General features: G+C 43.9%; 17 protein-coding genes. 7 read left to right on the top strand and 10 right to left on the bottom strand.

Annotated elements, in window-relative coordinates; all coding sequences use genetic code 11:
- The first annotated feature begins 739 nt into the window (after window positions 1-739).
- Together rlmD and FQ608_RS05630 are read left to right on the top strand one after the other, a co-directional pair.
- Window positions 740-2,155: a 23S rRNA (uracil(1939)-C(5))-methyltransferase RlmD gene (rlmD, locus tag FQ608_RS05635; RefSeq protein ID WP_158856847.1), complete on the top strand. Its 1,416-nt coding sequence runs from the start codon at window positions 740-742 to the stop codon at window positions 2,153-2,155.
- Window positions 2,152-2,526: a hypothetical protein gene (locus FQ608_RS05630; protein WP_158856846.1), complete on the top strand. Its 375-nt coding sequence runs from the start codon at window positions 2,152-2,154 to the stop codon at window positions 2,524-2,526. Before rlmD ends, FQ608_RS05630 begins: the two co-directional genes overlap by 4 nt.
- Before the next feature lie 37 nt (window positions 2,527-2,563).
- Here FQ608_RS05630 and thiL read toward each other — a convergent pair whose 3' ends face one another.
- A complete protein-coding gene (thiL, locus tag FQ608_RS05625; protein ID WP_158856845.1) occupies window positions 2,564-3,589 on the bottom strand; it encodes a thiamine-phosphate kinase in 1,026 nt (341 codons plus the stop codon).
- Window positions 3,564-3,998 carry a methylmalonyl-CoA epimerase gene (gene mce, locus FQ608_RS05620; protein ID WP_158856844.1) on the bottom strand — a complete coding sequence of 145 codons (435 nt, stop codon included), beginning with the start codon at window positions 3,996-3,998 and terminating at the stop codon, window positions 3,564-3,566. The genes thiL and mce overlap by 26 nt, the downstream gene beginning before the upstream one ends.
- Window positions 3,999-4,167: 169 nt before the next feature.
- Between mce and FQ608_RS05615 the strand changes: the two genes are divergently transcribed.
- From FQ608_RS05615 to FQ608_RS05595, 5 genes are all read left to right on the top strand, one after another.
- Window positions 4,168-4,494 (top strand): HesB/IscA family protein, encoded by a 327-nt coding sequence (locus tag FQ608_RS05615; RefSeq protein ID WP_158856843.1) that lies wholly within the window; start codon window positions 4,168-4,170, stop codon window positions 4,492-4,494.
- Window positions 4,495-4,894: 400 nt separating this feature from the next.
- Window positions 4,895-7,948, top strand: a complete 3,054-nt coding sequence (locus FQ608_RS05610; RefSeq protein ID WP_158856842.1) for a SusC/RagA family TonB-linked outer membrane protein — start codon at window positions 4,895-4,897, stop codon at window positions 7,946-7,948.
- Window positions 7,949-7,961: 13 nt separating this feature from the next.
- Entirely contained in the window at window positions 7,962-9,341 is a 1,380-nt protein-coding gene (locus FQ608_RS05605; RefSeq protein WP_158856841.1) for a RagB/SusD family nutrient uptake outer membrane protein, read from the top strand.
- A 218-nt stretch (window positions 9,342-9,559) separates the two neighbouring features.
- Window positions 9,560-10,654: a glycine cleavage system aminomethyltransferase GcvT gene (gene gcvT, locus FQ608_RS05600; protein ID WP_158856840.1), complete on the top strand. Its 1,095-nt coding sequence runs from the start codon at window positions 9,560-9,562 to the stop codon at window positions 10,652-10,654.
- Between the two features lie 17 nt (window positions 10,655-10,671).
- A complete protein-coding gene (locus tag FQ608_RS05595) occupies window positions 10,672-11,391 on the top strand; it encodes a 2-phosphosulfolactate phosphatase (protein ID WP_158856839.1) in 720 nt (239 codons plus the stop codon).
- Window positions 11,392-11,427: 36 nt separating this feature from the next.
- On the opposite strand, the gene FQ608_RS05590 is transcribed toward FQ608_RS05595, so the two are convergent.
- The 8 genes from FQ608_RS05590 to FQ608_RS05555 all read right to left on the bottom strand — a co-directional run bounded on the left by FQ608_RS05590 (window position 11,428) and on the right by FQ608_RS05555 (window position 26,182).
- The gene (locus FQ608_RS05590; RefSeq protein WP_199856317.1) at window positions 11,428-11,934 is read right to left on the bottom strand and encodes a fasciclin domain-containing protein; all 507 of its coding nucleotides are present in this window, start codon (window positions 11,932-11,934) and stop codon (window positions 11,428-11,430) included.
- A gap of 435 nt (window positions 11,935-12,369) precedes the next feature.
- Window positions 12,370-13,923, bottom strand: a complete 1,554-nt coding sequence (locus FQ608_RS05585; protein WP_158856838.1) for a sulfatase family protein — start codon at window positions 13,921-13,923, stop codon at window positions 12,370-12,372.
- 25 nt (window positions 13,924-13,948) lie between these two features.
- Complete coding sequence (locus tag FQ608_RS05580; RefSeq protein WP_158856837.1) at window positions 13,949-16,570, bottom strand: alkaline phosphatase D family protein; 2,622 nt, start codon at window positions 16,568-16,570, stop codon at window positions 13,949-13,951.
- A gap of 309 nt (window positions 16,571-16,879) precedes the next feature.
- Window positions 16,880-18,334, bottom strand: coding sequence for a sulfatase family protein (locus FQ608_RS05575; RefSeq protein WP_234364079.1), 1,455 nt, complete (start codon window positions 18,332-18,334; stop codon window positions 16,880-16,882).
- A gap of 128 nt (window positions 18,335-18,462) precedes the next feature.
- Complete coding sequence (locus FQ608_RS05570; protein WP_158856836.1) at window positions 18,463-21,414, bottom strand: DUF5107 domain-containing protein; 2,952 nt, start codon at window positions 21,412-21,414, stop codon at window positions 18,463-18,465.
- Window positions 21,415-21,514: 100 nt separating this feature from the next.
- On the bottom strand, window positions 21,515-22,567 hold the full coding sequence (locus FQ608_RS05565; protein ID WP_158856835.1) for a 2-oxoacid:ferredoxin oxidoreductase subunit beta: 1,053 nt from the start codon (window positions 22,565-22,567) through the stop codon (window positions 21,515-21,517).
- Complete coding sequence (locus FQ608_RS05560; RefSeq protein ID WP_158856834.1) at window positions 22,542-24,407, bottom strand: 2-oxoacid:acceptor oxidoreductase subunit alpha; 1,866 nt, start codon at window positions 24,405-24,407, stop codon at window positions 22,542-22,544. Before FQ608_RS05560 ends, FQ608_RS05565 begins: the two co-directional genes overlap by 26 nt.
- Window positions 24,404-26,182, bottom strand: a complete 1,779-nt coding sequence (locus tag FQ608_RS05555) for an FAD-dependent oxidoreductase (RefSeq protein WP_158856833.1) — start codon at window positions 26,180-26,182, stop codon at window positions 24,404-24,406. The genes FQ608_RS05560 and FQ608_RS05555 overlap by 4 nt, the downstream gene beginning before the upstream one ends.
- Window positions 26,183-26,964 lie beyond the last annotated feature (782 nt).

Here is a 26,964-nt window from a genome sequence, read left to right as displayed (position 1 = left end):
TCATAAATATAATGGAGTATAAAGCTAAAGTAAGAAAAATTCAGGGAATGCTAACCTATCACCTGCACCATTACAAGGAGCTAACACAGAAAACAGGGAGAATTTTCTAGAAAACGCTGTATTCTTTGTCCCTTCTTCGAGTACTTAGTGGTCATTATTTACCACATAGTTCACAGTAGTTCACATAGAGGTTTTTGATATCCGTCCCCGCCTTTGTGCTAAAAAAGAACTATGTGTACTATGTTACTATGTGGTTTTAAGTCTTTTGCACGTCCGCTTCATACTGAAAAAAGAAAAAGAACTTCTAAGTTGCCTTTTTTTAACCACATTAGTCACAGTAATTCTCATAGAGCATTTTGATATCTCTGCGGCCTTTGCGCTAAAAAAGAGAACCACATTAGTACGAAAAGAACTCCAAAAAAACACGTAGCTCTCCTTTGAACTACTATGTGTACTATGTTTCTATGTGGTTTTAAGTCTTTTGCACGTCCACTTCATCCTGAAAAAAGAAAAAAACTTTTTAGTGGTCATTTTTTTTTGATCTCCCTACTACCGACATTTCCAATGGACCTATTGTATTTTTTCACAATCCTCGCCTCATAGGCATTGTTTTCGGGATGATCTACCTCATATCTTATCAAAATGGGATCACCGGGTAGCAAATCTCTATTGGCACTGAAATAACAAATTATCAGGTCTACTGCATACCCCTAGATTAAATTCTTTAATTTTGCACCCTATGTCGAGAAAAATGAAGCATCAGGTCCTTGAAGGACTGACTATAGAACGGATTGCGTCAGAGGGGAAATGCGTTGCCCACTATGAGGGAAAGGTGGTATTTGTGTCCCAGGTTGCTCCAGGCGATGTGGTAGACGTCCGGGTGACTAAGGGAAGAAGCAGTTTTTTGGAAGGGGATGTGATTCATATTCAACACTACTCCCCTGACCGGGAGGAGCCTTTCTGCAGTCATTTTGGCGTATGTGGGGGATGCAAATGGCAGCACATCTCCTATCCCCTACAGCTGAGCTATAAGCGGCAGCAGGTAATCGACCAATTTCAGCGGATCGCCAAGGTGCCCATCCCTGAAGTACAACCCATCATCGGCGCAGCCAGCAGTACCTACTACAGAAACAAGCTGGACTATACGTTTTCCAACAACCGATGGCTGACAAAAGAAGAAATTGACAGTGGAGAAACCTTTGAGCGAAGCGCACTCGGTTTTCACGTCCCGAAAAGGTTCGATAAGATCGTTGATATACAACACTGTTATTTGCAGGAAGGAATTTCCAACGAGGTTAGAAACAGCCTGCGAAGTTTTGCATTGGCAGAGGCTATCAGCTTTTATGACATCGTCAAGCAGACGGGTATTCTGAGAAACCTCATCATCCGAAATACGCTTACCACTGAGACCATGGTCATCGTTCAGTTCGGCGAGGACAATGCTGAGGCTATCGAAAAGGTTATGAGCTTCCTTAAAACAAATTTCCCTCAGATCACTTCCTTACTCTATGTTGTTAACCTGAAGAAAAATGAGACATTTCATGATCTGGATGTAATCACATACTCAGGTAGGGATCATATAGAGGAAGAAATGGAAGGACTTCGCTTCCGAATTGGACCAAAATCATTTTACCAAACCAATCCTGCCCAAGCCCAACGGCTTTATGAAGTGGCTAGGGAATTTGCGGGCCTTACTGGCGAAGAAGTGGTCTATGATTTGTATACGGGAACAGGTACTATCGCCAGCTTTGTAGCCAGGCAGGCCAAAGAAGTGATAGGAATAGAATATGTGGAAGCAGCCATTGAGGATGCCAAACTCAATGCTGAAATTAATGGCTTGACTAACACAAGGTTCTATGCGGGAGACATGAAGGACATGTTTACAGCAGAATTTATCCAGCAACATGCCCGCCCGGATGTAGTGATTACCGATCCGCCCCGGGCAGGAATGCATGCGGATGTAGTCCAGACGCTACTTGATTTGGAAGCTCCTAAAATTGTCTATGTCAGTTGCAATCCGGGAACACAAGCTAGGGATGTTGCCCTACTTGCTGAAAAATATGACGTGACGGCCATTCAGCCTGTAGATATGTTTCCCCAAACCTACCATGTAGAAAATGTCGTATTGCTAACTAAAAAATCCCCTAGCGCATGAGAGATGAAAATGATCCCGAGCTAAACGGTAAATATCTGGGAACGATAACAGCAGATTTTATAAAAGTATGCGACACCTTAAAGGAGGCGGCCTATCAGGTCAAATCGAGAAAGTTCTCCGATTACCCCATATTTCCAATCAGCAAGGTGCCCCAACCCATCGGGCAGCTTCTTTTGGACCGCAAGAATGTGCAGACCGACTGGAACTACTACATTACTTATTTGGATGAATTTGTCCAACGCAAATTAATCGAAGAGGAGGCTGTGGAACGGTTTCAACAAACCTATAAGGACCCGGATGAGTTCTGTTGCCTGTTCGTGGTTGATGAGACATTCACAAACTTTCTGTTTATCCCCTACCCCAACGATTAGGATATACGCCTAATCGTTGGGTAATTGATTTTATGTTTTAAAAGTGTTTCCATCCCTGGGCTTTTAATTCCACAGCCGTTCCGCTCTTGGTGACCAGAAATTTCCCCTCCGACGCAGGTGTTACGTGTCCGATAAAATGGACATCGGGATGCTTTTCCAACTTTTGGAAATCTTCCTGTCGGATAGTAAAGAGCAATTCATAATCTTCACCGCCATTGAGCACGCAGGTGATCGGATCGATGCCAAATTCAACGGCCGTGTCATAAGTTTGCTTATCAATGGGCAGTTTGTCTTCGTAGATCAGCACACCGACGTCGGAGGCTTTGCAGATATGGAAAAGCTCCGAGGCCAAGCCATCAGAAATATCCATCATGCTGGTAGGAACCACCTGAAGGTCTCTTAGCTCGTGGATGATATCCATGCGTGCCTCCGGTCTTAGCTGTCTGCCGGTAATGTAGGAATACTTATCCAAATCAGGCTTCATATCCGGGTTAGCCAGGAAAACCTGTTTCTCTCTTTCCAGTACCTGAAGTCCTATCAGTGCCGCCCCAAGATCGCCCGTTGCGCACAATATATCATTTACCCCTGCTCCTGATCGATAGGCAAGCAGTTCTTTGGAAGTTTCCCCAAGAGCAGTCACAGAAAGGACAAGCCCTGACCTGGAAGAAGTGGTATCCCCGCCTACCACATCCACATTGTAATGTGTTGCTGCCATATTGATCCCCTCGTACAATTCCTCCACGGCCTCAACCGGAAAGCGGTTGGAGAGGGCTATGCTGACGGTTATTTGTTTAGGGATGGCATTCATAGCCGCAATGTCACTTACGTTCACAGCGACAGCCTTAAAGCCAAGATGTTTTAATGGACAATAACTCAAGTCAAAATGAACCCCCTCCAGCAACAGGTCCGTGGTAACGACCTGCATCAGGTCCCCATGGGATATAACGGCAGCATCATCCCCTATTCCCTTGACCGTGGATGGATGTTTGATATCTATTTGTTGACTTAATCTTTCAATAAGGCCAAATTCGCCAATTTCACTGATTTCTGTTCTCTTTGTCATTTTCCGTGGTTTCCTTTATCTCCTGACACAATTCTACCAATACTCCATTTGTGGTGCCTGGATGCAAAAATACAACTAATTTATTATCCGCCCCTCTTTTGGGTGTTGGGGTGATCAACTTGAAACCCTCCTTCTCCAAACGGATGATTTCACTGCTGATATCTTCTACTTCAAATGCGACATGGTGAATGCCTTCCTTCCTTTTATTCAAAAATTTGGCAATGGGGCTGTCAGCGTGGGTAGCTTGCAGTAATTCCAGCTTACTATCTCCCAATTTGAAAAAAGAAGTAATAACCCCTTCGGAATCAACCGATTCCTCCTTATAGGGTGGGAAGCCCAATAATTTTTCAAATAGTCGGTTGGATGACTCCAATTCCTCGACAGCAATACCGATATGTTCTACTTTCATATATTTTTGTTTGTTTCAATTTATCCGAATATAAGATAAAGAAGGAAATAGGTCTACAACGTATCGGAGAAAAACTGAAAATAACTTTCCCGTAGATTGAATTATTTTTATATTGAAACCGTTTTCAACTTGCTACATGTACAATCAGCAGCTAAAATAGTTTACTATTATGATTATCGTTTCAGAAAAAGCCAAGGACAGAATATTAGAATTAAAGAAAATGGAAAACCGGAGTGAGGCAGAAAACATCCGTGTATCCGTCAAAGGGGGGGGATGTTCCGGTCTGATGTATGATCTGGACTTCGATGGACAACTCACAGATACCGACCAGGTATTTGAGGATAAGGGGGTGAAAATAATCGTTGACAGAAAAAGCCTGCTTTATCTTGCCGGAACGGTATTGGAGTTTTCTGATGGGCTGAATGGTAAGGGATTTCAGTTTGTCAATCCTAACGCATCCCGAACTTGTGGCTGTGGAGAAAGTTTTTCCGTATAGAATACTATTATAAAATCAACCTAAAGGAAAGTTAACGTTCCGCCCCTTTTTTTTTTTCTAAAATTAAAGTTTGACAACATAAATTTCTTACATAGAAATGTAAAGCACCCCATACAATTGTTTTGGGGTGTTTTTTTATTTACTCTAACTCTTGCCAGGGTCAAAAAACCTTAGTTGTTTAAAAATTTACTTTTTCCAAAATTAGGTGTAAATTTAAAGTCGAAACAGCAATCACCCCTACAATTCCCTAAACAAAAATCAAAAAATCTACCCCCTGCCTAGAAATTAACACATAATATTCTATGTGAAATTAAGTATTCCAAGAGATAATATTAGACCTGTATTTCGGAAAAAAGATTAAAATTTAATCAAATTTGTCATTCTAACCAATTAAAATCTTATGAGTAAATATTTACTAATTCTATTTGGTCTGTTGTTTTTTTGTGCATGGGCTGCCAATGCACAAAACCGACAAATTACGGGAACAGTTGTTTCCGGTGAGGATGATTTCCCCCTTCCGGGAGTAAATATACGGATTGATGGGACAGTACGAGGCACGATCACAGATATAGACGGAAGCTTCACCATTCAGGCGGCTCCTACCGAGACCCTGTTGTTTTCATATATCGGATTTATGAGCCAAGAAGCCTTGGTGGGAGATCGGACCACTTTCGACATTACGCTACAGGTAGATGCCAGATCACTTGGGGAGGTGATCGTGGTAGGGTATGGCAGTATCACAAAAGGTGATCTAACCGGGAATGTTGCTTCACTCAAAGGAGGAGACATCCAAAACGTGCCGGTTCCAACTTTTCAAGAAGCACTTCAGGGAAGAATGGCTGGTGTTTTTGTAGAATCATCCAGCGGAAAAGTGGGTGAAGGAGTGAAAATCCGTGTACGGGGGGCTACTTCCATATCAGGAGGGAATGAACCATTGTATGTTATTGACGGCATTCCAATGACGTCAGATGGAACAATCGGCTACAGTAACCCCCTTTCAGATATTAACTTTGCTGATATAGAATCCTTTGAAGTGTTGAAGGATGCCTCCGCAGCAGCGATCTATGGTGCCCGGGCCTCAAACGGAGTGGTGCTAATTACTACTAAATCCGGTACTGCTGGCAAAACCAAATTTAACGTGGGCATTCAGCGGGGTGTAAGCAGCCCGACCCGTAAAAATGAATTCCTAAACGCAGGGCAATACGTAGAGCTGATGAGGGAATCAGGATATAATGTCGATTTATCCGCAGGTATTGATCCCATTAACAATCCGGCTGACTATGAAGAATCTCAGCTGGAATTTGTGGAAAATAGGCTTACCCGACATGCGGGGCATAGCAATTGGAGAGAAGGAGAAACCGATACCGACTGGCAAGATCAAGCATTTAATCCGGGAGCTGGAGTATTAAACGTGAATTTTTCAGCCAGCGGTGGAGATGAAAAAACGAGGTTTTATTTCTCGTCTGCCTTGGATCAGCAGGACGGCATTATGATAAGGAATAAATTTCAGCGTATATCGGGCAGATTAAATCTAGACCATAAGGTATCAGACAATTTTACCATAGGTGCAAACTTCAGCCTATCCAGAACGACTACTACCAAATTAGCTGATGACAACCAATTTAACAATCCAATTCAGTTAGTCGCTCTTGCCCCGATTACTCCAATCAGAGATTTAGATGGAAATCTTTACGACCGTCCAACAACTACCTATTATAACAATTTGATCGACTCGGAAAATGCCGAATGGTTGACCACAAATTTCAGAAATATCACCAGTATTTTTGGAGAGTACAAATTCAATAATGACCTGAGGTTCAGATCGGATTTTGCAGTGGATGTGTTGAATCAGAATGATGACCGGTATTTCGGATCAAGAACCAATTCGGGATTGGCGGTGAGCGGTTTTGGTAGTTCAAGATGGTTGCGGACATTTAACTACAATACTAACAACTATTTCACCTACACAAAAAACTTTGCCCTAAGACATAACTTTGAAGCTGTTGCGGGTATGGCTTTTCAGCGGTCTGACACAGACTACACACGCGTGGACGGACAAGAGTTCCCCTTGGATGATTTGAGAAAATTACAGGCGGCTGCCAATATCGTTTTGGGTGAGTCGACGTTAAACAACTTCAGCTTTCTTTCTTATTTCTCCCGAATTAATTATAAATTGGATGATAAATACCTTATGACACTTAGTGGAAGGTATGACGCTTCTTCTCGGTTCGGTCCAAATAAACGATATGGCTTTTTCCCAGCGGCTTCCGTGGGTTGGTTGGTTTCGGAGGAAGAGTTCCTTAAGGGAAACAATACCCTTAGTTTACTTAAAGTTAGGGGATCATATGGTTCTACTGGAAACGCTGAAATAGGAAATTATGCACATTATGGTTTATACGGCTCCGCCTCATACAATTTGCAGCCTGGGCTTCAACCCACACAAATAGCCAATCCAAACTTGACCTGGGAGCGAACCAATCAGCTCAATTTAGGGATCGAATTTGGGCTTTTTGATGATAAAATCACGGGTGAAATTGACGTATATGACAAAATCACCAACGATCTGCTATTGGAAGTTCCCATTCCATCTACCAGTGGGTTTATCACTCAGTTTCAAAACATTGGACGCATGCAGAATACAGGTTTTGAACTTGTGTTAAACTCGACCAATTATGTCTCACAGGATTTCTCCTGGAGAACTTCACTGAATTTTGCTAGAAATGTTAACCGAGTACGGGCTCTTGGGCCAAATCAGACGTCCATCCCACCTTCAAATTCCCGGTTTCTAAATGGTGTATTTATCGGAGAATCAATCGGTGCCTTTTATGGGCAAAAGTATGCTGGAGTAGACCCGGCAAATGGGGATGCCCTATATTATCTGGATGAGACGCTAACTGAAACAACCAATGATTTTGATGAAGCGCAAAGAATGATAGTAGGAGATCCAAACCCCGCATTTATTGCTGGGATCAATAACATTATAACCTATAAAAATATTGATGCCTCATTTCTTTTCCAGGGTGTTTTCGGAAATGATATTTATCAGGGAGGAGGAGGATTTTACTCTGCAAACGGCGACTGGTTTGACAACTCCACGGCTGACCAATTTAACCGATGGAGAAATCCTGGCGATATTACCAACATTCCTCAGGCCCGGCTTAACTCTTGTAATGGGTGTAATGCCAGCAGCCGGTATATTTCAGACGGAAGCTACGTACGATTGAAAACCCTGAGTATAGGATATAACCTTCCAAACAGCTGGCTGGAAAAAATGAAGTTGAGCAGTGCCCGGATTTATTTTATGGGACAAAATTTACTGACATTCACCAATTATACAGGATGGGATCCGGAGGTGAATGCGGATTACCTAGCCGACAACGTGTTTCAGGGAAATGACTTCTACTCAGCACCTCAAGCCAAAACTTTTTCTTTGGGAATTAATGCGGGATTTTAAACAGTTAAATCAGATGAAAAAACACATAACATTACTGGGATTAATAGTGGGCATATTCTTTTTTTATTCCTGCGAAGATCAACTTGAACTTCTACCTCCGCAAAGTGTCGACCAAACGATTGCCTTAAGCAGCGACGCAAATATAAAAAGGGTATTAATTGGCGCTTATGCTAAATTACGAACTGTCGAACTTTACGGCGGATGGATACAGCTTTACGGAGAAATGTTAGGATCCAACAATGAAATTAGATGGGAAGGGACCTATAACCAGCCAAGGGAGGTATATAACAAAGCTATTTTCACCAACAATTCATTTATAACGGATACATGGATCTCTGCCTATAATGCCATCAACATCGCAAATAATATTCTTAGTGTTATTGATGTAGTCGATGAAGAGGACAGGGACCGCGTAAGAGGAGAGGCATTATTTATCCGCGGCGCCTTATACTTCGAATTGGTGAAATTTTACGGATTACCTTATTCGGCTGGAAGTACTACTGAGAATTTAGGGGTTCCGTTAGTATTGACTCCCACTACTACCATTTCAGAGGAAGATTTCGTCGTGCGAAATACAGTAGCCGAAGTCTATCAGCAAATTCTGGCGGATTTAACGCTAGCGGAGAGCCTTCTTCCTCCAACTAACGGAGTTTTTGCGAAAAATCATGTTGCTTCAGCTATGCTTTCGAGGGTATATCTGCAAATGGAGCGTTTTGGAGATGCAAGAGACGCGGCAAACCGAGCGATAATTTCTGCGACAGAAGCGGGAAAATCTTTGGTTACAAGCGGGTTTATGAATGCCTTTAATAATGATGCAGACACCAGCGAAGATTTATTTTCTATCCAGGTAAATACCCAAGACGGAACTAATGATATGCACCTATTCTATTCTACTCCCGACGAAGGAGCGCGGGGGGGAGATATCACGATATTGCAAAACCACATCGCCCTGTATGAAGCGGAAGACCAACGCTTGACCCAATTTAGCATCCGAGCGGAAGACCTACGAACTGACAAATGGCGCCAGCAATTTAAAAATGTGAAAGTAGTCCGACTTGCGGAAATGTACCTGACAAGGGCGGAAGCAAACTTTAGGGAAGGAACTTCGACCGGTGCCACTCCCTTGGAAGACATCAACAGGATAAGAGCCAGGGTGGATTTGCCTGCAAAAACCACATTGAGTCTACAGGAAATATTATTGGAAAGAAAGCTTGAACTGGCACATGAAGGCCACATCATCCACGATGTAAAGCGAACAAGGGGTACTATTCGCGACAATATCAATGCGGAAATCATTTATTCCCATGATGACCCCCGGATGGTTTTCCCCATTCCCCAGCGCGAAATGGATGTAAACGAAAACCTTATCCAAAATCCTGGATATGCGGGCTAAAAAACTCGCAATGAAATCAGATAATGGGTCTCTACTTCGGGACCCATTTTTTATCGGCGTACCCGTGAATTCAAAGAGACAATAAAACCGATTAAAAAGGGGATTTGTTAGGTGATTCCCTCATTCCCGTTTAATTTTAAATCCTCAACTGGCCTAATTGCAGATAGAACCTGATTTCGCCGTAAACCACTTACTACGTATCCAGAAAAATCAAACACATGCAGGAAGAAATCAAAACAGTAGCCCTTCACGATATCCACACGTCTTTGGGTGCGAAAATAATCCCTTTTGCGGGATTTCACATGCCAGTCAGATACACTTCAGATATAGAGGAGCACAAGACCGTCCGTGAAAAGGTAGGCGTTTTTGATGTGTCCCACATGGGAGAGTTTTTAGTCACCGGACCGAAGGCTCTGGAGTTGATTCAATGGGTTACTTCCAATGATGCTTCCAAGCTTGCAATTGGACAGGCGCAATATTCTTGCTTTCCCAATGAGACCGGAGGCATTGTAGATGATTTGCTGGTTTATAAAATGTCCGAAGAGGAATATATGCTTGTCGTAAACGCCTCCAATATTCAAAAGGACTGGGATTGGATCAACACGCATAACACCGTAGGTGCCACGCTTCAGAATATTTCGGATGAGCTTTCCCTTTTTGCCGTACAGGGGCCCTTGGCTCTCGATACGCTGCAGTCGCTTACCCCAGTGGACTTAAGATCGATTCCCTTCTACCACTTTGCAGTCGGTGAACTTGCCGGGATACCGGATGTTATCCTTTCCGCTACGGGATATACTGGGGCTGGTGGATTTGAAATTTATGTTAAAAATGAACACGCTTCCCGTATTTGGAATGCGATTTTTGAGGCTGGAAAAGATCATGGCATTCAACCTATTGGATTGGGTGCACGGGACACCTTAAGACTCGAAATGGGGTTCTGCCTGTATGGAAATGATATTACGGATGAAACCTCCCCGCTAGAAGCTGGACTTGGGTGGATCACCAAATTTTCAAAACCCTTTATCAACAGCGAAAATTTGAAAGCCCAAAAAGAACAAGGCGTAGCGAAAAAGTTGGTAGGGTTTATCTTAAATGAAAAGGGAATTCCCCGGACCCACTACAACATTCTCAATACTGAGGGAGAACCCATCGGCGAGGTTACTTCAGGGACCCAGTCTCCAAGTATGGGAATTGGTATAGGACTGGGATATGTCCCAACAGAATATTCCAAACCCGGCACGATCATAATTATTGAGGTGCGAAACAAAAGGCTGGAGGCAACGGTATATAAACTTCCCTTATTGCAAATTTAATTCAACTACTCGCAGATATGAATTCATTGGAAATTTGTTTCAGTCCCGAACTGATACATTTACACGACCTTCGTGGAAAAATTGTTGTTGTGGTTGATATTTTCAGAGCTACTTCCACGATGGTAACAGCATTGGCAAACGGCGTTAAAAGCATCAAGCCCGTAGAGGATTTGGAAACTTGTCGCGCGCTGTCCAATACAGGATATATCATCGCAGGTGAACGAAATGGCCAAACAGAGGATGGTTTTATATTGGGAAACTCCCCTTTAAGCTACCTGGATCGGTCGTACGAAGGAAAACGCATTGCTATGACAACTACTAATGGTACAGTTGCTATAGAACGTTCCAAAGAGGGGTCGCATGAGGTGCTGATAGGAGCGTTTCTTAATTTAGAGGCAACTGCAACATATATCCGGAAAAAAAATAAGCCTGTCCTGATTTTTTGTGCGGGATGGAAAGGCAAGTTTAATTTAGAAGATTCGCTTTACGCAGGAGCATTGACATCTTTGCTTCAATTTCCTTATGATTGTGATGGAACGTTGGCCATGGAAACCCTTTACAATCAAGTAAAGTCTGACTTAGTGGGGTTCTTAAAAAAAGCATCCCACGCCAAGCGCTTGCAGAATTACAATATTGAGGAGGATATAGATTTTTGCCTAACCCAAAACAAATATGACATGGTGGCGATTTTGGTTAAGGATGAAATAATCTCAAAAAAAATCCCCGCCAACGTATAGGTTGGTAGGGATTTATTACTGAATCAACCTAAATTCTTATTGTGGTAAGATTACTGTATCGATGACGTGAACAATTCCGTTAGTTGCCTCTATATCGGCCGCGGTAACTGTGGCATTGTTAATCATTGCCTTTCCGTCTTTTAGCGATACTGTAATCTCTTGACCTTGCACCGTTTTCGCCTTTTGCCCGTCTTTCAAATCCGTAGATTTTATCACACCGGGTACTACATGGTAGGTAAGCACTTCTATTAGTTTGGCCTTATTCTCAGGCTTCAACAACTCTTCCACCGTTCCGGCAGGAAGTTTTGCAAATGCTTCGTTAGTTGGCGCAAACACAGTGAAAGGTCCGTCACCTTTCAAAACATCCACTAAATCTCCAGCTTTTACTGCCGCTACCAGGGTGGAAAGGAAATCAGTACTTGCTGCCAAGTCAACGATGTCCATATCTGCATTTTTCTTAAGAGGGTTATCTACCTCATCATTGGCCAGAACTGTTACACTTACAAGAAGGGCCATTACGAACGTACTCAACAATTTGATCATGGTATTTTTTTGGTTAGTTACATATCCTGAAACAACCTTTTTCTACAATTGTTGTAAAAAATTGAATAAAAAATTCTAAAATATATTTAATTAACAAAAAATTATCGTTGGACTCTTTTTTACTTCCTTTGATGTGAAATTTTGCCGTGTAAATAAATTATGGTTTATTTTCTACTTATGCTGCCAACCAAAATTCAGTGTGAAGGTTTACCTGACTTTTATAAAACTCCTAAAATCCTAGGTGCTTACCTGTAACAGATAAAGTAAAACCTTCCAGGTTTCACCCGTTTAGTTTGAACAAATAACTAAAATCCATAGCACGCACCTTCTCGTAACCGTTGAAGAAAAACCCTCCAGGTTTTACCCATCTAGTCTAAACAACTAATTTATTACCAATAAAACCTGGAGGGTTTATGGGGATTTAAGAAGAATTCATTATTTCAACTCTAAATCTTCAATATCAACAAAATCCGCCCCACGAATTCCTATAAAAACATCCACCAATTCTTTTAATTTATCCGGTTTTTCTTTTGCAAGGTTTCTTTGCTGACCAATATCTTGGCTTAAATCATACAACTGAAAGGCCTCATCATTTCCCAATTCTATATTGACTTGGGTATTTACAGCAGGACCCTTATAGGGAGGTATCATGATCCAATTCTTGTGTCTGAGGGCCGTTCGGGTAGTGGCTTCCAATACCAAGGTCTCCCGGCCAACCTGGCTTTCACCCATAAATACCGACAACAGGTCCTGTCCGTCTTCACTTCTCTCGGAACTGCCTACGAGGCTTGCAAAGGAAGAAAAGAAATCGATCTGACTTACCATGGCATCGGATACCCCACCATTGATCTTTCCTTTCCAGTAGGTGATAAAAGGGACCCGTGTGCCTGCTTCGAAAAGACTATATTTACCGCCTCTGAGCGGACCCCAAGGGGTATGGTCGCCTAATTTTTCCACTGCGTCATCATAATATCCGTCATTCAGAACGGGACCGTTGTCGCTGGTGAAAATGACAAGGGTATTTTCCAATAGCCCCTGTTCTTCAAGCGTTTTCATAAATTCCCCTATGCACCAATCCGCTTCCAGAATCACATCACCCCTTGGTCCCATGCCTGATTTGCCTTCAAATCTGGGGTGGGGAGTACGGGGAACATGGGGTTGCTGCAAGGCATAATAGAGGAAAAACGGTTCATCTTTAGATTCCCGCAGGTATTCTTGCGTCCTCTCCAAAAAATGATCCGCCATATCCTCATCCACCCATTTGGCATTTTCCCCGCCTTTCATAAATCCAATTCGGGGAATGCCATTCACAATGCTGTTGTTGTGGCCGTGATGCCACTTTAAGCGCAATAATTCCGGATTGTCTTTCCCTGTAGGTTCTCCTTCGAAATTTTTTTCATAATCCACCAATATGGGATCATCGGGGTCCAGACCCCGCACCGTACCATTTTCAAGGTACACCGTGGGCACCCTGTCCTGGGTGGCCGCCATGATATAAGCATAGTCGAAACCCACGTCGTTGGGTCCAGGACTGACCCGTTGGTTCCAATCCACCTGTCCATCACCCAAACCCAAATGCCATTTGCCAATGACGGCGGTTTTGTAACCTTTCCCTTTCAGCATTTTCGGAAGGGTCAATTCATCGGTACCGATTAAAAGCGGAGCAGTTCCCGCCAGAATCTTCGCATTTTCATTGCGCCAAGGATACCTGCCTGTCAACAAGGCATATCTGCTGGGACTACAGGTGGCCGATGAGGCATAGCCATTGGTAAAGCGGACACCTCCATTTGCCAGTTTGTCCATATGGGGTGTTTGTAGCTCCGTAGCACCATAGGCACTCATATCTCCATATCCCAGGTCATCCATATAGATGATGACAATATTAGGTAGGTTTTGCCCGTCAGTAGATGCTTCATTGTGCTGGCGCTGACATTGGGTAAACATCAGGACCGCCGCAAGATGAAAGACGCAAAACGTGGTTTTCTTCATTTTTAATAGTTTCAACATAATTGTATTACAGCGTAATTGTCAAGGTTTCATTTTCATTTTTGGCTAGGGATATCCCAGCGATTAGCTTTTCTTTTCCCGTAACGGCATCCTGAACATGAAGTGAGTATTTTCCACGTTGGAATACTTTTGGCCGGAAGCTTTCTCCCTTTACAGGCAACGAATACTCTATTTCCCCATTTTTGTCATTGATTACTTTTACCACTGGATTTTGCACCCCTTTCAGGTCCAGCAAAGGTAGGAATCCGACGGCTTTCCTACCATAGTTTTCCTCTTGGGCAATGGTGATGGGCCAGCCCTCATACTGGCCGGAAGGATTTTTTTCAGGGTCTACAAATCGCGGCCAACATTCCAGTTTCATGGTTCTTTCCGCTTTATCAAAGGTCACCAGGGCATAGCCGGTGGCTCTGTCATAGATACGCTCGGGCTGCCTATTGGTCTTGCGGGGATTGGCCACGGCATGGACGGTCATCTTATTTCCAAAGCCATCCTGAAATTTCCCGGTATAGGGTGGTTTTCCGGGTAATGGTTGGTGATCCTTGGCTAAGGTTGGCCACCAACGGCGCGGAAAAAGGTTGTTCAACGCAGGGCCTGCAAAACCAAATCCCGCATCCCCATGCTCCTCTATACCATAATGCACCACCGAGCCGAGATGTTGGTCGCCTGCCACATGCAAAGCAAAACTTTTCCGAATTACCTTCAATGCTTCATCCCTGCCTTTTTGCGGCCAGCCGTTGGAATCCATATCCGTAGTAGGGGCATCTCCCTCCACGTATTCACCCAGGCTGGGGATGGGTAGACTGGGGACGATACTGTCAATAATACTCCCTTTTGGAAGCGTGGCTACGGTACAAAAGTTGGTCTGCGACAATACAGCTTTCATTTCCGCCCCCTTACTCCAATCTGTAGCCCAATGTTCCAAAAACTTCATTTGTCTTTGTCCCAGGAGTTCCGCATCGATGTCATAATGGGCTTTTATGTCAAACTCCCGATTTTGTATAAAGCCATTTAAAACCTTCGCTTCCTCGGGGAGTATGTTTTTTGGCGCTGTTTTGAATTTGCGGTCCTCCAATATGGCAAAACTAATCCCGCCATACACCCAGTCGGTATAATAAGTAGTAATGCCTTGTTTTACAGGAGTGGGGTCATAGGGCCCTGGCAGATGCCCCGTCTGCGTCAATTGTACCATATTGACCCACTCCGCAGGCATTTTATATCCGCCTTGATCTTGGGCTACATATCCCCAACCTTCGTCTGTAGGAGCTTTTTCGCCTCCTTCTCCCCATACATTGCCATGATACACATCATGGTCATCGGGTATAAAGACAGAGGGGATATTTCTGAATATTTCCCGGTAGGACCAGCCAAACATATACCATTTCCTTAAATAATCTAGGCTGGACTTTTCCAAGGGGGAGGTTTGAATACCAAAGCCTCCGGTGCCTTCATAGAATTGATCCCCCAGAAATACAGCTAGATCGGGTCGGTGCATTAGCGAATTAACACTGACTTCGGTATCGGGAAATCCATGATCCGCATTGCAACTGAAAACAGCCATTTTTACTTTATCTGCTGCCTTTGGCTCTGCTGCGATGGAACCTTCATAATAATATTCATAGACCCCATCCTTTAGTGGCAGTTCAAGTTTGACCCGGTAAGGCACCTTTTCCATAGAGCTCCAATTCCTTACTTTAAACTGTACCACCCTTCCCAACGGGTCCGGTAGGCCTTCTTGAATTGTGGTCCAACCGGAGCTTTTGGCCGTTTGCAAACTCACCTTAAGCCCGTTTACTTTATCAACTGGAGCCAATTGGGTACCCATTTTTAAAACCCCGTCATGTAAGGTATAATAGGCAAAGCAGATCGGACCAAAAGCCTGATACCTGTTTTGACTGATTTTATCACCACTGATTACCCAATCGGAAAAAGCCACAGAAGGCTTTTCACTACCTTCTTCCATGTCAGGAAAATGGGACACCAAGGCCAAATTCCCGCTAAGGTCCTGATTGGATATATTTTCCAAACTTATAGAAGAAATGACTTTGCCATTTCCTTGCTCAAAAACGCTCAGGCTTAATTCATATTGATTGTCACGGAATTCCGCACCAAGTTGAAGGGTATAAGTACCGGACAGGGACAATTTACTTTCAGTAGTTTCTTTACCTATAAAAAGGTGCCCCACTCCGTTAATTCCACAATCAATCCCTTCGCCAAACACAGCCGCAGACCTGTAGTCTTCAAATGTCCCTTTAGCCCCGATCCGGAATCCTATATAAGCCTCCGGCTTCCCAAGGACATTCGGATTCAGCCATTCCACGGTGACCTTTGATTGAAAATTTCCCTGTTCTTCGTGAATTTGGTGAGTGAGGCTATGAAGGGTTCTGTTTTTATCGCTGACCACACATACTGCCTTTCCATTTCTGATTTCCCAATCCTGTAGTCTGTTACCCCAGTACTCCGGACCTATCCAAGGCATATCCGGCCAATTACTCCAGCTACTTTCAAAAAACGCTTTTTTTACATTTGCCAGTGATTGTATATCAGGTTTCGTTGGATTTGGCTCACCAAATAGAAAATGAGGGGTAACTGTCCCTAATGCGATAGCTTTTACTGCGTGTCTTCTTTTCATAGTTCGGGTTTATTGCGCTAATTTTGGGTTAATGTTAGTTTCAGCCTCAGGTATTGGCCTTTAGTGATCGATGCCCAGCCTGAAATTTTTGGTTGTGATATGCCAGCGTGATAAAGGGTCATGTTTTCTTGACACCATAGGCAATCTTACAGATTCCGGAAAAGGTGCTCCCCAAAAATCGCCAGTAAGGACTTCTCCTCCAATGCCCCATCCCAAAATATCCCATATCCAGGTAGCACCAAATACTAGTTCAATTATCCACTCCCGTCCTATTCTGCTAATCTGATTTTGAACTGAAAACCTACCAAATCACTTCTCCAACTGATTTTCCACAGGTACCAATCCGGCTTTATGTTGAGCCAATACCTCTCTGATTTCTGCTATAATCTGCGGGTGATCAGCAGCTATGTTGAACCTTTCTCCGGGATCTATATTCACGTTATACAATAAGGGTTCTTCCAATATAGTGGCTCCATTTTCCAGGGGGATAGGTGGATTCGTTACCGGGTGGGCTGTAGGGTTACCATATTCCAATTGGGTTATAAAGTGGGCTTTATAATCTCCCTTACGTATGGCATACACCTGCGCTCCCCGGTAATAGAATACAGTTTCCCGTTTTCCCTTACCTGTTCCCATTAGCAAAGGCGTTATATCAAAGCCGTCATAAACCCGATCATCGGGAAGTTTGGTATTTGAGAGCGCACAAAAAGTAGGCATCAGGTCCATAGTAGTTCCCATATCCGTTACTACTGCAGGCTGGATTTTTCCAGGCCACCAAAAAATGGTGGGCTCCCTCATTCCACCTTCAAAGGTGCCACCCTTGGCACCCCGTAGCAGGCCGGCTGTGCCGCCATGGGTCCTGAAGGTATGCCAAGGTCCGTTGTCGGAAGTAAATACAACCAGTGTATTTTCAGCTATCCCTTCTTCCTTTAAGGTTTCCAGAATTTGTCCAACCGACCAGTCTACTTCCTCAATTACATCTCCGTAAATCCCTCCTACCGAGGTATCCTTAAACTCCTCAGAACGAAACAGGGGAATATGGGGAAGCGAATGTGCCAGGTAAATAAAGAAAGGTCCCTTGTCCTTTAGATCTTTGATTTTGCCTACCACTTCGTCGGTATAGCGTTTGGTAATGGTCCGTTGGTCCGCGGGCCGTTCCACTTCTGTTTTATCACGCAAAATTGGCACATTGTAAGCCTGATATCGTTCAGTTTCGGCCAACGTAAAGTGGTCGGTTGTTTCCACCTTGTCCATATCATTCGAGTAAGGTATCCCGAAATAGCTGTCGAAACCGTGGTCGGTGGGAAGGAAGGGGGATTGGTGCCCCAGGTGCCATTTGCCCACTGCGGCAGTTTGATATCCATTACCCTTTAACGCCCTTGCGATGGTGATCTCCGTCTGTGGGAGGCCGCCTTTGGAGTCCGGGAACAATACCCTCCTTTTGTCGCTGCACATGCCTGAGCGGATGGGTAATCTCCCGGTAAGTAGACCGGCCCGACTGGGAGTACAAACGGGAGCAGCCACGTAGAAATTGGTCCATTTTTGTCCTTCATAAGCCATCCTGTCCAGGTGGGGTGTTTTGTTGCTGGGGTGTCCAAAAACACCGAGGTCTCCATAGCCCAGGTCGTCTGCAAAGATCACGATGATGTTGGGTGGATCGGCTGTATTATTTTCCCACCAAGTGGATTCCGCATTGGATGTTAGGAAAAGTCCAAAAAAAATAACAGCAATTGAGATCATAAATGGGGGATAGTGAACTTTCATGAGACTGTTTTTTAGGCTTATATGGTTGTCGTCACTCCAGTCGGAGTTAGGGCGTTTAAATCACCTGCTGAAAATGAGAAATCAACAAAGAATTAAATTATGATAACTTTTTCGATTTTACAAAATTCCTAAAATAGCCGCCTATCGGTTTTTGAGGTTATTGCTTTGATCAAACCCACATAGGTTGAGTCGCTAATTTCCTTGTTGGTCACTTTTTCCAACATATCGCGGGACTGTTGCACTTTACCCGTTTCTGAATAAATCCGGGACCGCATCCAGTTTTCCAAATTGGCATCTATAGATCCCGGAAAGGGCTTACCCACTCCCAACTGTTTTGGCCATATCTCGGCTTCATCAATTTTCTTTAAAGCCTCTTTAAAATTCCGCTTTTCCATGGCAGAATGTGCCAGCATCAGTTTGGTTTCCCTGTAGTAACGCCTGGCACCTGTAGCCCCTTCAAAAGGTAATACATGTATATTGGCCAGTATTTTTTCGGCTGTCTTATATTGTTCGGTACCAACCAGCATCCTGACCAATTCAAGCCCAACGATATAGTTTTTCCTGTTTTTTTGAAAATAACGGTGAAGCTCGTTTACCGCTTCACTTTGATTACCCATTTGATACATCAATCTCGATTTCAACACTCCATACCGCCAAGAATCAGGATTCAATCTTGCCGCTAAAGCAACGTTATGGAGCTTTGATTTCAAATCCTGGTTATCCAAAAGTCTAGATCTAAAAACATAAAATGGAGCAAAAGCAATGTCTTCACCAAACTGGCTAATTGTTTCCATAGCCTTATCACCGTTGCCTCGGTAGTCATGGATCAAGGCCAAAAGGTAACTTGCCTGCCAAGCATCATCTTCCTCTGCGGCCCACGCCAGTGCGATTGCGGATTCTTCCCGAAATGGAAAAACAAAATCAGGGTTTGTCTGACCTGCCTGACTTAAATAGGTTTTAGACTGCTCCGGATTTTGGTCTTTATTCAACCAAGCCAGCCAATACAATGTCTCCGAATTTTCGGGAGACAATTCAATAACCGCTATTGCTTCCTTCAATAAACCAAGATTAGCATACCAAATCCCTAACTCCAAAAAGGTTTCCAAAGGCATCTCATTTTGGATCAATTGGGTAAAAAGCTGCCTATTTTCATCCGAAGGGTTCAGGTAATAATCTTCAAAACGAACTAAATGATTCAAGGGATTAATCTCCTGAATTCTACCCTTCAATTCCCGCATTTGAACATCATCTCCGTCTATTCTGGAAAGCACAAGCAAAATACTCAAAGCGTCTATATTTTCTATGTTGTTTTTTAAGGCGAGAAAGGCATACTCACCAGCTAGACCAAATTCCCTTTGCTTCATATACTTTTGGCTCAAAGCCGTATAGGATGCATTCCTTAACTCCGAGGTAAGACTTGCCACTTCAAATCCATCCAACGCATCAAAAGTCAAACCCAACCTGTCAGCAGCTTGCCCATAATAATAATTGGCCGCTCCGTCATACGTATCGATACTCAGTGCTTTTTTTGAATAATAAAACGCTGAATCATATTCCATCCTGAAGATTTTCAGTTTAGCCATTTCAACCAAAGAAGGCAAAAGGAAAGGGTCTATTTCAAGGGATTCGTTTATCTTTTTTTCCGCTTCTTCATAATTTCTAAACCTTGCCAAATCCCTGCCCTGTAGATAAAGGCCATAGGCTTCATTTTCCTGAAACCCTTCTGCAATTTCCACAGGCCTGCTAAGTTGATGGTCATCGTTTTCTTCAAATGTGAGGCTATGTCTACCCAATTCAATTTTGAATGCCTTTTCGCCAGACGGCAAATCTAGTGTCATTTCAACCAATTGCATTGGTTTGGCTTCCAAATACACTGCTTTCAACTCAAGCCCTTCCCTGTTAAATACTTTCAGGCTGTCCTGAATAACTTGCACGGGATTCATCCGAATGGTCAAGGCATTACCGTCATTTTTCACATTATATGCGCCCAATAAATTGGCGTTGGTAAACCCATTCAAGCCCTTAAATGGGAACCAATATTCCGTCCAGTTCTCACTGCTGTAGGGGGTAAATCCAATCTGCTTAAAAGGGGTTAAGCTACTTTGAAAGTCATTTTGATTAAACAATCTGCCACTTTGAATCTCAACATATTGACCGCTTTCGTCTGTAAGCAAATCCTCCCATATCTGACCCTCCTCTGATTGTGCCCACAAAAAAATTTTCTTGCCAAGCTTATCTTCCCTTTTTGAATAATGAATCATCCCAAAATCATCATCCTCCCATAAAGCCCCAAAATATTTACTATGTTCTCCTAACACATGATATGATTTTGACCCTCCGAAGGCGTTTTGCTCATAATAGGACAAATCACGCCCCAGTTCATCTACGGACCATTCACTTGCCTCTCCCCCATGCCCGATGGAATGTGTCCCGGGATAAAGGAACTTTAAGCTCTTTCCTACGGGAATGCCTGCATTCATCCATGAATAATACGGCTGTTCCATTCCTGTGGAGTTAAACCAAAAAGACCTAGTGGTAAAATATGCCTTATCCTTTTCTAAGTTAATTTCCATCGTCCAGCGTGTCCTTGTCAATAAGTCCAGAGTACTTGTAAAGCAGCTTACACTTCCGTCTTCATTCTGCCTCACCAAGTAATCTACCGGTGTTGCACTGTTTGGAGTATGGCCTATTATACCATAATTGGCCTCTATACCTCCACTTACCCAAGGACCCCGCATGGCTATATCCCTGAATTTCACCACCTCGTTATTATAAAAAAAATCTTTGCCACTAGTCTTGTCCATCGCAGTCCAGACCTTTCCGCCTATTTCCGGCATGATCTGTACACTTATATAATCATTTTCCAACAACACCACTTTCCATTCCTTTTCAACAGCCTCGGTGGTAAATCCATCAAAGCGATAGTAAGGATATATCTTTTTGGCAGAAGGCACCGGGTCCGGGTCAGAAAAAGGGTAGGTAGTGTAACTTTTATAAAACTCCTTAAAAGTTGCTTCACCCTGCGCATAGGCTGTTATACTCCCCAAAACAATGAATAGGGTGAAATAATATTTACTCATTTTTATTGGCATTAAAGATATTTTTTTCGTGATATTCCGGATAACATTTATCCCCTGACAGGTTTACACTTTGTAAAAAACTCTGTTGATCAAAACTGTTTTAATTAAACCCATTATTTATTTCCACCAACGCTGCTCCTCCTGGATTCAGTTCTTTGGCGGTAAGCTTGTTCAAGGGTATATCTGAAGTTCCCAATATATCGTGTAAATCCCCAAATCTAGTCTCTACGTAAAGCAACCCTGTAATGATTTCCTCTTTTGCCCGGGCCCGTTGAATGGCATTCATCGCGGAGAGGCGGTCTTTTGGATCCCATTCATTTTCCAGTTTATGCAATTGCAACCGGGTACCGTCATGCATGGTCACCTGTGCTATTTCTCCCTCCTCATAGTCCACCTTAATCTCAGACTCTTGGGGAACAAAGTCAAGTTTGGAAGTCATTTCCATGTGTTCACGCACATAGTCGTATGACTTAGTCGAACCTACATTGTTATTGAAGGTGACACAAGGGGAAATGACATTTATAAAGGCAAAGCCCTTATGGTGGATTGCCGCTTTGATCAGCGGAACAAGCTGTCCCTTATCCCCACTAAAACTTTGGGCTACAAAGGTAGCTCCAAGCTCTACCGCCAGACTTGCCAAATCTACGGGTTGAAATGGATTAATCGATCCCGCCTTGCTTTTGGACCCTTGGTCGGCAGTAGCGGAATCCTGCCCTTTGGTCAGGCCATAGCAGCCGTTGTTCATTACCAAATAGACCATATTGACATTTCTTCTTATCGCATGCACAAACTGCCCCATTCCGATTGAAGCCGTGTCCCCATCGCCAGAAACACCGAAGTACACCAAGTCCTTGTTTGCTAGGTTGGCACCTGTGGCTACGGAAGGCATTCTCCCGTGGACAGAATTGAATCCATGTGAATTGCCCAAGAAAAAGGCAGGGGTCTTGGAAGAGCAACCAATTCCCGAGATTTTAGCCACCTTATGCGGTTCTATGGACAAATCAAAACAGGCCTGAACGATGGCCGTACTGATACTGTCGTGCCCACAGCCTGCACAGAGGTTGGAAATTGCCCCTTCGTATTCCTTAAGGGTATAGCCAATTTTGTTTTTTGGCAGCTTCGGATGCCTAAATATGGGTTTGATATAAGTCATGTTGCAGGTGTTTTTCTTGGAAAAGGTGTGAGGCAATGGATTTGGCTATAAAATCAGCCGTAATTGGCATACCGTCAAAATTTAATACCGGAACCAGTTTTTCCGGTGCTATGGAAAGGTCCATCATTAATAGGGATCTTAATTGGGCATCCCGGTTTTGTTCGATGACGAAAACCTGTTGATGGGAAGCTATAAAATCCTTTACGGTAGCATTAAACGGAAAAGCCTTGATCCGAACCGCATCCAGACCAATCCCTTTAGCTTCAAGAATATCTTTGGCTTCTTCAGAGGAATAGGTGGAGGTTCCGTAAAAAAGAATCCCAAAATTATGTTGATTTGCTTCGTGGTACACCTCTGGAGCGGGAACAAGCTCTCTGGCTGTTTCCCATTTGGCGAGCAGGCGTTCCATATTTCTCTGGTAGGCCTTATTGTCTTCCGTATAGGCGGCATATTCATCTCGGGATGTTCCCCTGGTAGTAAACCCTCCTTTAGTCGGGTGGGTACCGGGAATAGTCCTGTAGGGAATCCCGTCGCCATCCACATCCAGATACCTTCCATATCTGCCCATGTTTTCAAGCTCCTCCTCAGTTAGCACTTTCCCGCGGTTGTATTCATGATTATCGTCCCATTCAAAGGGTTCGCTCATATGGTCATTCATCCCCAGATCCAGATCCGTCATCAGCACCACCAGCGTCTGTAGGTATTCGGCCAACTCAAAACTCTTAGCCGTCAACTCAAAGCATTCCTTGGGTGTGGAAGGAAACAGCAGGATGTGTTTCGTGTCTCCGTGGGAAGCATAGGCTGCCAACAACACATCAGATTGCTGGGTCCGGGTCGGCATGCCGGTACTGGGGCCCGCCCGCTGCACGTCAACCAATACCGCCGGCACTTCGGCAAAATAAGACAGCCCAATAAACTCATTCATCAAAGAAACACCCGGTCCGCTTGTGGCTGTAAAGGACCTGGCCCCATTCCAGTTGGCTCCGATTACCATGCCTATGGCAGCGAGTTCATCTTCGGCTTGTACAATGGCATAATTTTTCTTCCCAGTAACCTTATCCACACGCAATTTTCCCGCAAATTTGTCAAAGGCCTCCGCCACCGAAGTGGATGGGGTTATTGGGTACCAAGCCACTACGGTTGCCCCACCATACACTGCACCTAGGCCACACGCTGTGTTTCCGTCAACAAGAATCTTGCTTTTCACCAAATCCCTTCTCTGTAAATGAAAATCCAAGGGGTATTGAAATTGTTCCAGAACATAATTTGCACCCAGTTTGAGTGCCTTTATGTTTGGTGCTATCAGCTTTTCCTTTCCGGCAAACTGCTCCGCAAGAAGGGTCTCCAGCACCTCAAATTCTATGGATAATAATACCGACAGAGCCCCCACATAGATGATGTTTTTGAATAACTGCCGCTGCCGCGGATCGGTAAAGTGTGTATTACACATCTCCATCATGGGAATCCCCAGATAATGAATATCCTCCCTTATTAGGTTGTTGTGCATTTTCTTGGTGCTGTCATAGATCAAGTAACCTCCTGCACGAACACTCTGAATATCCTTTTCAAAACTTTGGGCATTGACTGCCACCACCAAGTCTATCCCCTCTCGCCTTCCCAAATACCCTTTTTCACTAACCCGAACCTCGTACCAAGTAGGTAGTCCCTGGATATTTGAGGGAAAAATATTCTTAGGAGTAACGGGAATTCCCATTCTGAATATAGCCTTTGCAAAAAGGAAGTTTGCACTAGCTGATCCGGTACCGTTCACATTAGCAAACCGAACAACAAAATCATTTACTTGACTAGGTCTGGAAACCTGATTAATCGCACCACTCATATACTACTTGCTTTGGTAACACTATAGAAAAACTGCTGCATATCCCATGCAGAAGTTGGGCAGCGCTCCGCGCAAAGGCCGCAGTGAAGACATACGTCTTCATCCTTTACCATTACCCTACCTGTTTTGAGTTGATCAGAGACCAAAATTTCCTGTGTCAGGTTTTCTGCCGGCACTAACAGGTTTTTCCTCAGATCCATTTCCCCGGCATTGTCCGTAAAGGTGATGCAGGAAGTCGGACAGATATCCATACAGGCATCACATTCAATACATCGGTCTTCACTGAAGACGGTTTGCACATCGCAATTAAGGCAGCGCTGAGCCTCTTTAAAACCAGTTGGTGTGTCAAATCCGAGTTCTACCTCTTTTTTCCGGTCTAACAATGTGATTTCCTTGGCGGCCTGCGGCACTAGGTAGCGCTGGTCTCTGGCTACCTCGCTGTCGTAGCTCCATTCATGGATACCCATTTTAGTACTGAACAGATTGGTATATGGGTCAGGACGCTTTTTAATGTCTTTCCCTTGGCAGAACAAATGCATCGAAACAGCTGCCTGATGCCCGTGTGCCACTGCTGTAATCACATTTTCGGGTCCAAAAGCCGCATCCCCTCCAAAGAACACATTCGGGACAGTTGACTGGAAGGTAACCTTATCCACAACGGGCATCTCCCACTCGTCAAATTCCAATCCCAAATCCCTTTCAATCCAGGGGAAACTGTTTTCCTGACCAATGGCAATCAGCACCTCGTCTGCAGCTATAAATACATCCGGCTCTCCCGTAGGCACCAGTTGCCGCTTACCTTTGTCATCAAAGACGGCTTTAACCTTCTGAAACATCATGCCGGTCAGTTTTCCATCTGACATTTCAAAACTCAGCGGTACATGGTTGTCAAAAATTTGAATATCCTCATGCATGGCATCCTCCTTTTCCCAAGGTGAAGCCTTCATGGTACTAAACGGACTTCTAACGACAACCTTTACCTCTTCCCCACCCAGTCGCCGGGAAGTTCGGCAGCAATCCATGGCTGTATTTCCGCCGCCAAGTACGATTACTTTTTTTCCGATTTTGTCGATATGTTCAAACGCTACTGAAGCCAACCATTCGATACCTATATGGATGAACGCATCCGCAGCCTTTCTTCCTGGAAGCTTGGGCAAGTCCCTTCCTCTAGGCGCGCCGGTCCCCACAAACACTGCATCGTAATCCTTTTCCAATACGCCTTTTAAGCTGTCTATATATGTGAAAAACTGCGTGTGAATACCAAGATCCAGAATGTAGTTTACTTCTTCGTTCAAGACTTCCTCAGGAAGCCGAAAAGCGGGAATCTGGCTGCGCATCATCCCTCCACCTGCTATCTGTTCATCAAAAAGATGTACTTCATAACCCAAAGGAGCCAAATCCCTCGCAACTGCAAGTGAGGCCGGGCCTCCGCCGATTAGTGCGATTTTTTTTCCATTGGGGATAAAAGGCCCTTTAGGCATATGTTGCTTTACGTCCCCTTTGTTGTCGGCAGCAACCCGTTTGAGACGGCAGATGGCAACAGGCTCTTCTTCTACCCGAACCCGCCGACAGGCAGGTTCACAGGGGCGGTCACAGGTTCTGCCAAGGATACCCGGAAAAACATTGCTTTCCCAGTTGATCATGTAGGCTTCGGTATACTTTTCCGCTGCGATAAGTCGAATGTATTGGGGTACCGGGGTATGGGCCGGACAGGCATACTGGCAATCCACCACCTTGTGGTAATACTCCGGATTCTGTGTGTCGGTGGGAGTCATATCTATTTTGGGTTTAAGGCAAACAATCCCTTGTCTAACTAGATCGTTGTTTCGGCGATTAATTTCAAAAATTAAAAAAGGGAAAACAAATATTAACTGATTTTTTTAATTTTAGAATGCTTAAAAAAGTTAAAACAGTTATTTTGGTTTGATCATATTTGAAATAAAGGGGAAATATAGCCTACGGCTGAAATAAAGTGGAAATATGCCTGCTGCGAAATATTGGGGAATTGATATTAGTGGATAACTTGTCCCGGTTTTTCCGGGATTAGATATTGGTTGATATTAAGTAGGTTGAAATATGGTGGAAATCGAAGCGTAGCGTAGACCCTGAGGAGCGAAGCGGTTCAGGGTATAGTAGATATATGGCCTGTCGGCCGAAATATTTGGGGAGGATTTGGGTGGATCTTGGATATTGATTGATATTAAGAATTTCGAATTAAGAAATAAAGATTGCGAGCCAAGTCGTATTGGGTTATCGGTTACTGGATTATTGGAAACAGCCCTGAAGGGGCGAAATAACGTAGCCTAGGGTGTAGCGTAGCGGAGCCCTAGATTAAGTACAAATATCTCGATTGTGTTTTGGCCGCGGGGATGGTTCTGGGGCCCGTTCCTTTCCCGCCAAAACCCGATTCTGTCCGGTTCTGCATTTCCTTTTTCTAGATATGAGTTATTAAGTTGATGGGTTGATTATGGGTCATGAATTATAAATTGATAATTAACCATTAACCATTGACGTTTAACCTCATATGCCCTTATATATCTTATGTGGTTCAGAATTA

The sequence above is a fragment of the Lunatibacter salilacus genome (assembly GCF_009797935.1).
GTDB lineage: Bacteria > Bacteroidota > Bacteroidia > Cytophagales > Cyclobacteriaceae > Lunatibacter > Lunatibacter salilacus.
This window is presented reverse-complemented; position numbering and strand designations above follow the sequence as displayed.

Excerpts from the sequence above, each read along its gene's own strand:
- rlmD (WP_158856847.1), top strand. The coding sequence starts at position 740 with ATGTCGAGAAAAATGAAGCATCAGGTCCTTGAAGGACTGACTATAGAA.
- FQ608_RS05630 (WP_158856846.1), top strand. The coding sequence starts at position 2,152 with ATGAGAGATGAAAATGATCCCGAGCTAAACGGTAAATATCTGGGAACG.
- thiL (WP_158856845.1), bottom strand. The coding sequence starts at position 3,589 with ATGACAAAGAGAACAGAAATCAGTGAAATTGGCGAATTTGGCCTTATT.
- mce (WP_158856844.1), bottom strand. The coding sequence starts at position 3,998 with ATGAAAGTAGAACATATCGGTATTGCTGTCGAGGAATTGGAGTCATCC.
- FQ608_RS05615 (WP_158856843.1), top strand. The coding sequence starts at position 4,168 with ATGATTATCGTTTCAGAAAAAGCCAAGGACAGAATATTAGAATTAAAG.
- FQ608_RS05610 (WP_158856842.1), top strand. The coding sequence starts at position 4,895 with ATGAGTAAATATTTACTAATTCTATTTGGTCTGTTGTTTTTTTGTGCA.
- FQ608_RS05605 (WP_158856841.1), top strand. The coding sequence starts at position 7,962 with ATGAAAAAACACATAACATTACTGGGATTAATAGTGGGCATATTCTTT.
- gcvT (WP_158856840.1), top strand. The coding sequence starts at position 9,560 with ATGCAGGAAGAAATCAAAACAGTAGCCCTTCACGATATCCACACGTCT.
- FQ608_RS05595 (WP_158856839.1), top strand. The coding sequence starts at position 10,672 with ATGAATTCATTGGAAATTTGTTTCAGTCCCGAACTGATACATTTACAC.
- FQ608_RS05590 (WP_199856317.1), bottom strand. The coding sequence starts at position 11,934 with ATGATCAAATTGTTGAGTACGTTCGTAATGGCCCTTCTTGTAAGTGTA.
- FQ608_RS05585 (WP_158856838.1), bottom strand. The coding sequence starts at position 13,923 with ATGAAGAAAACCACGTTTTGCGTCTTTCATCTTGCGGCGGTCCTGATG.
- FQ608_RS05580 (WP_158856837.1), bottom strand. The coding sequence starts at position 16,570 with ATGAAAAGAAGACACGCAGTAAAAGCTATCGCATTAGGGACAGTTACC.
- FQ608_RS05575 (WP_234364079.1), bottom strand. The coding sequence starts at position 18,334 with ATGAAAGTTCACTATCCCCCATTTATGATCTCAATTGCTGTTATTTTT.
- FQ608_RS05570 (WP_158856836.1), bottom strand. The coding sequence starts at position 21,414 with ATGAGTAAATATTATTTCACCCTATTCATTGTTTTGGGGAGTATAACA.
- FQ608_RS05565 (WP_158856835.1), bottom strand. The coding sequence starts at position 22,567 with ATGACTTATATCAAACCCATATTTAGGCATCCGAAGCTGCCAAAAAAC.
- FQ608_RS05560 (WP_158856834.1), bottom strand. The coding sequence starts at position 24,407 with ATGAGTGGTGCGATTAATCAGGTTTCCAGACCTAGTCAAGTAAATGAT.
- FQ608_RS05555 (WP_158856833.1), bottom strand. The coding sequence starts at position 26,182 with ATGACTCCCACCGACACACAGAATCCGGAGTATTACCACAAGGTGGTG.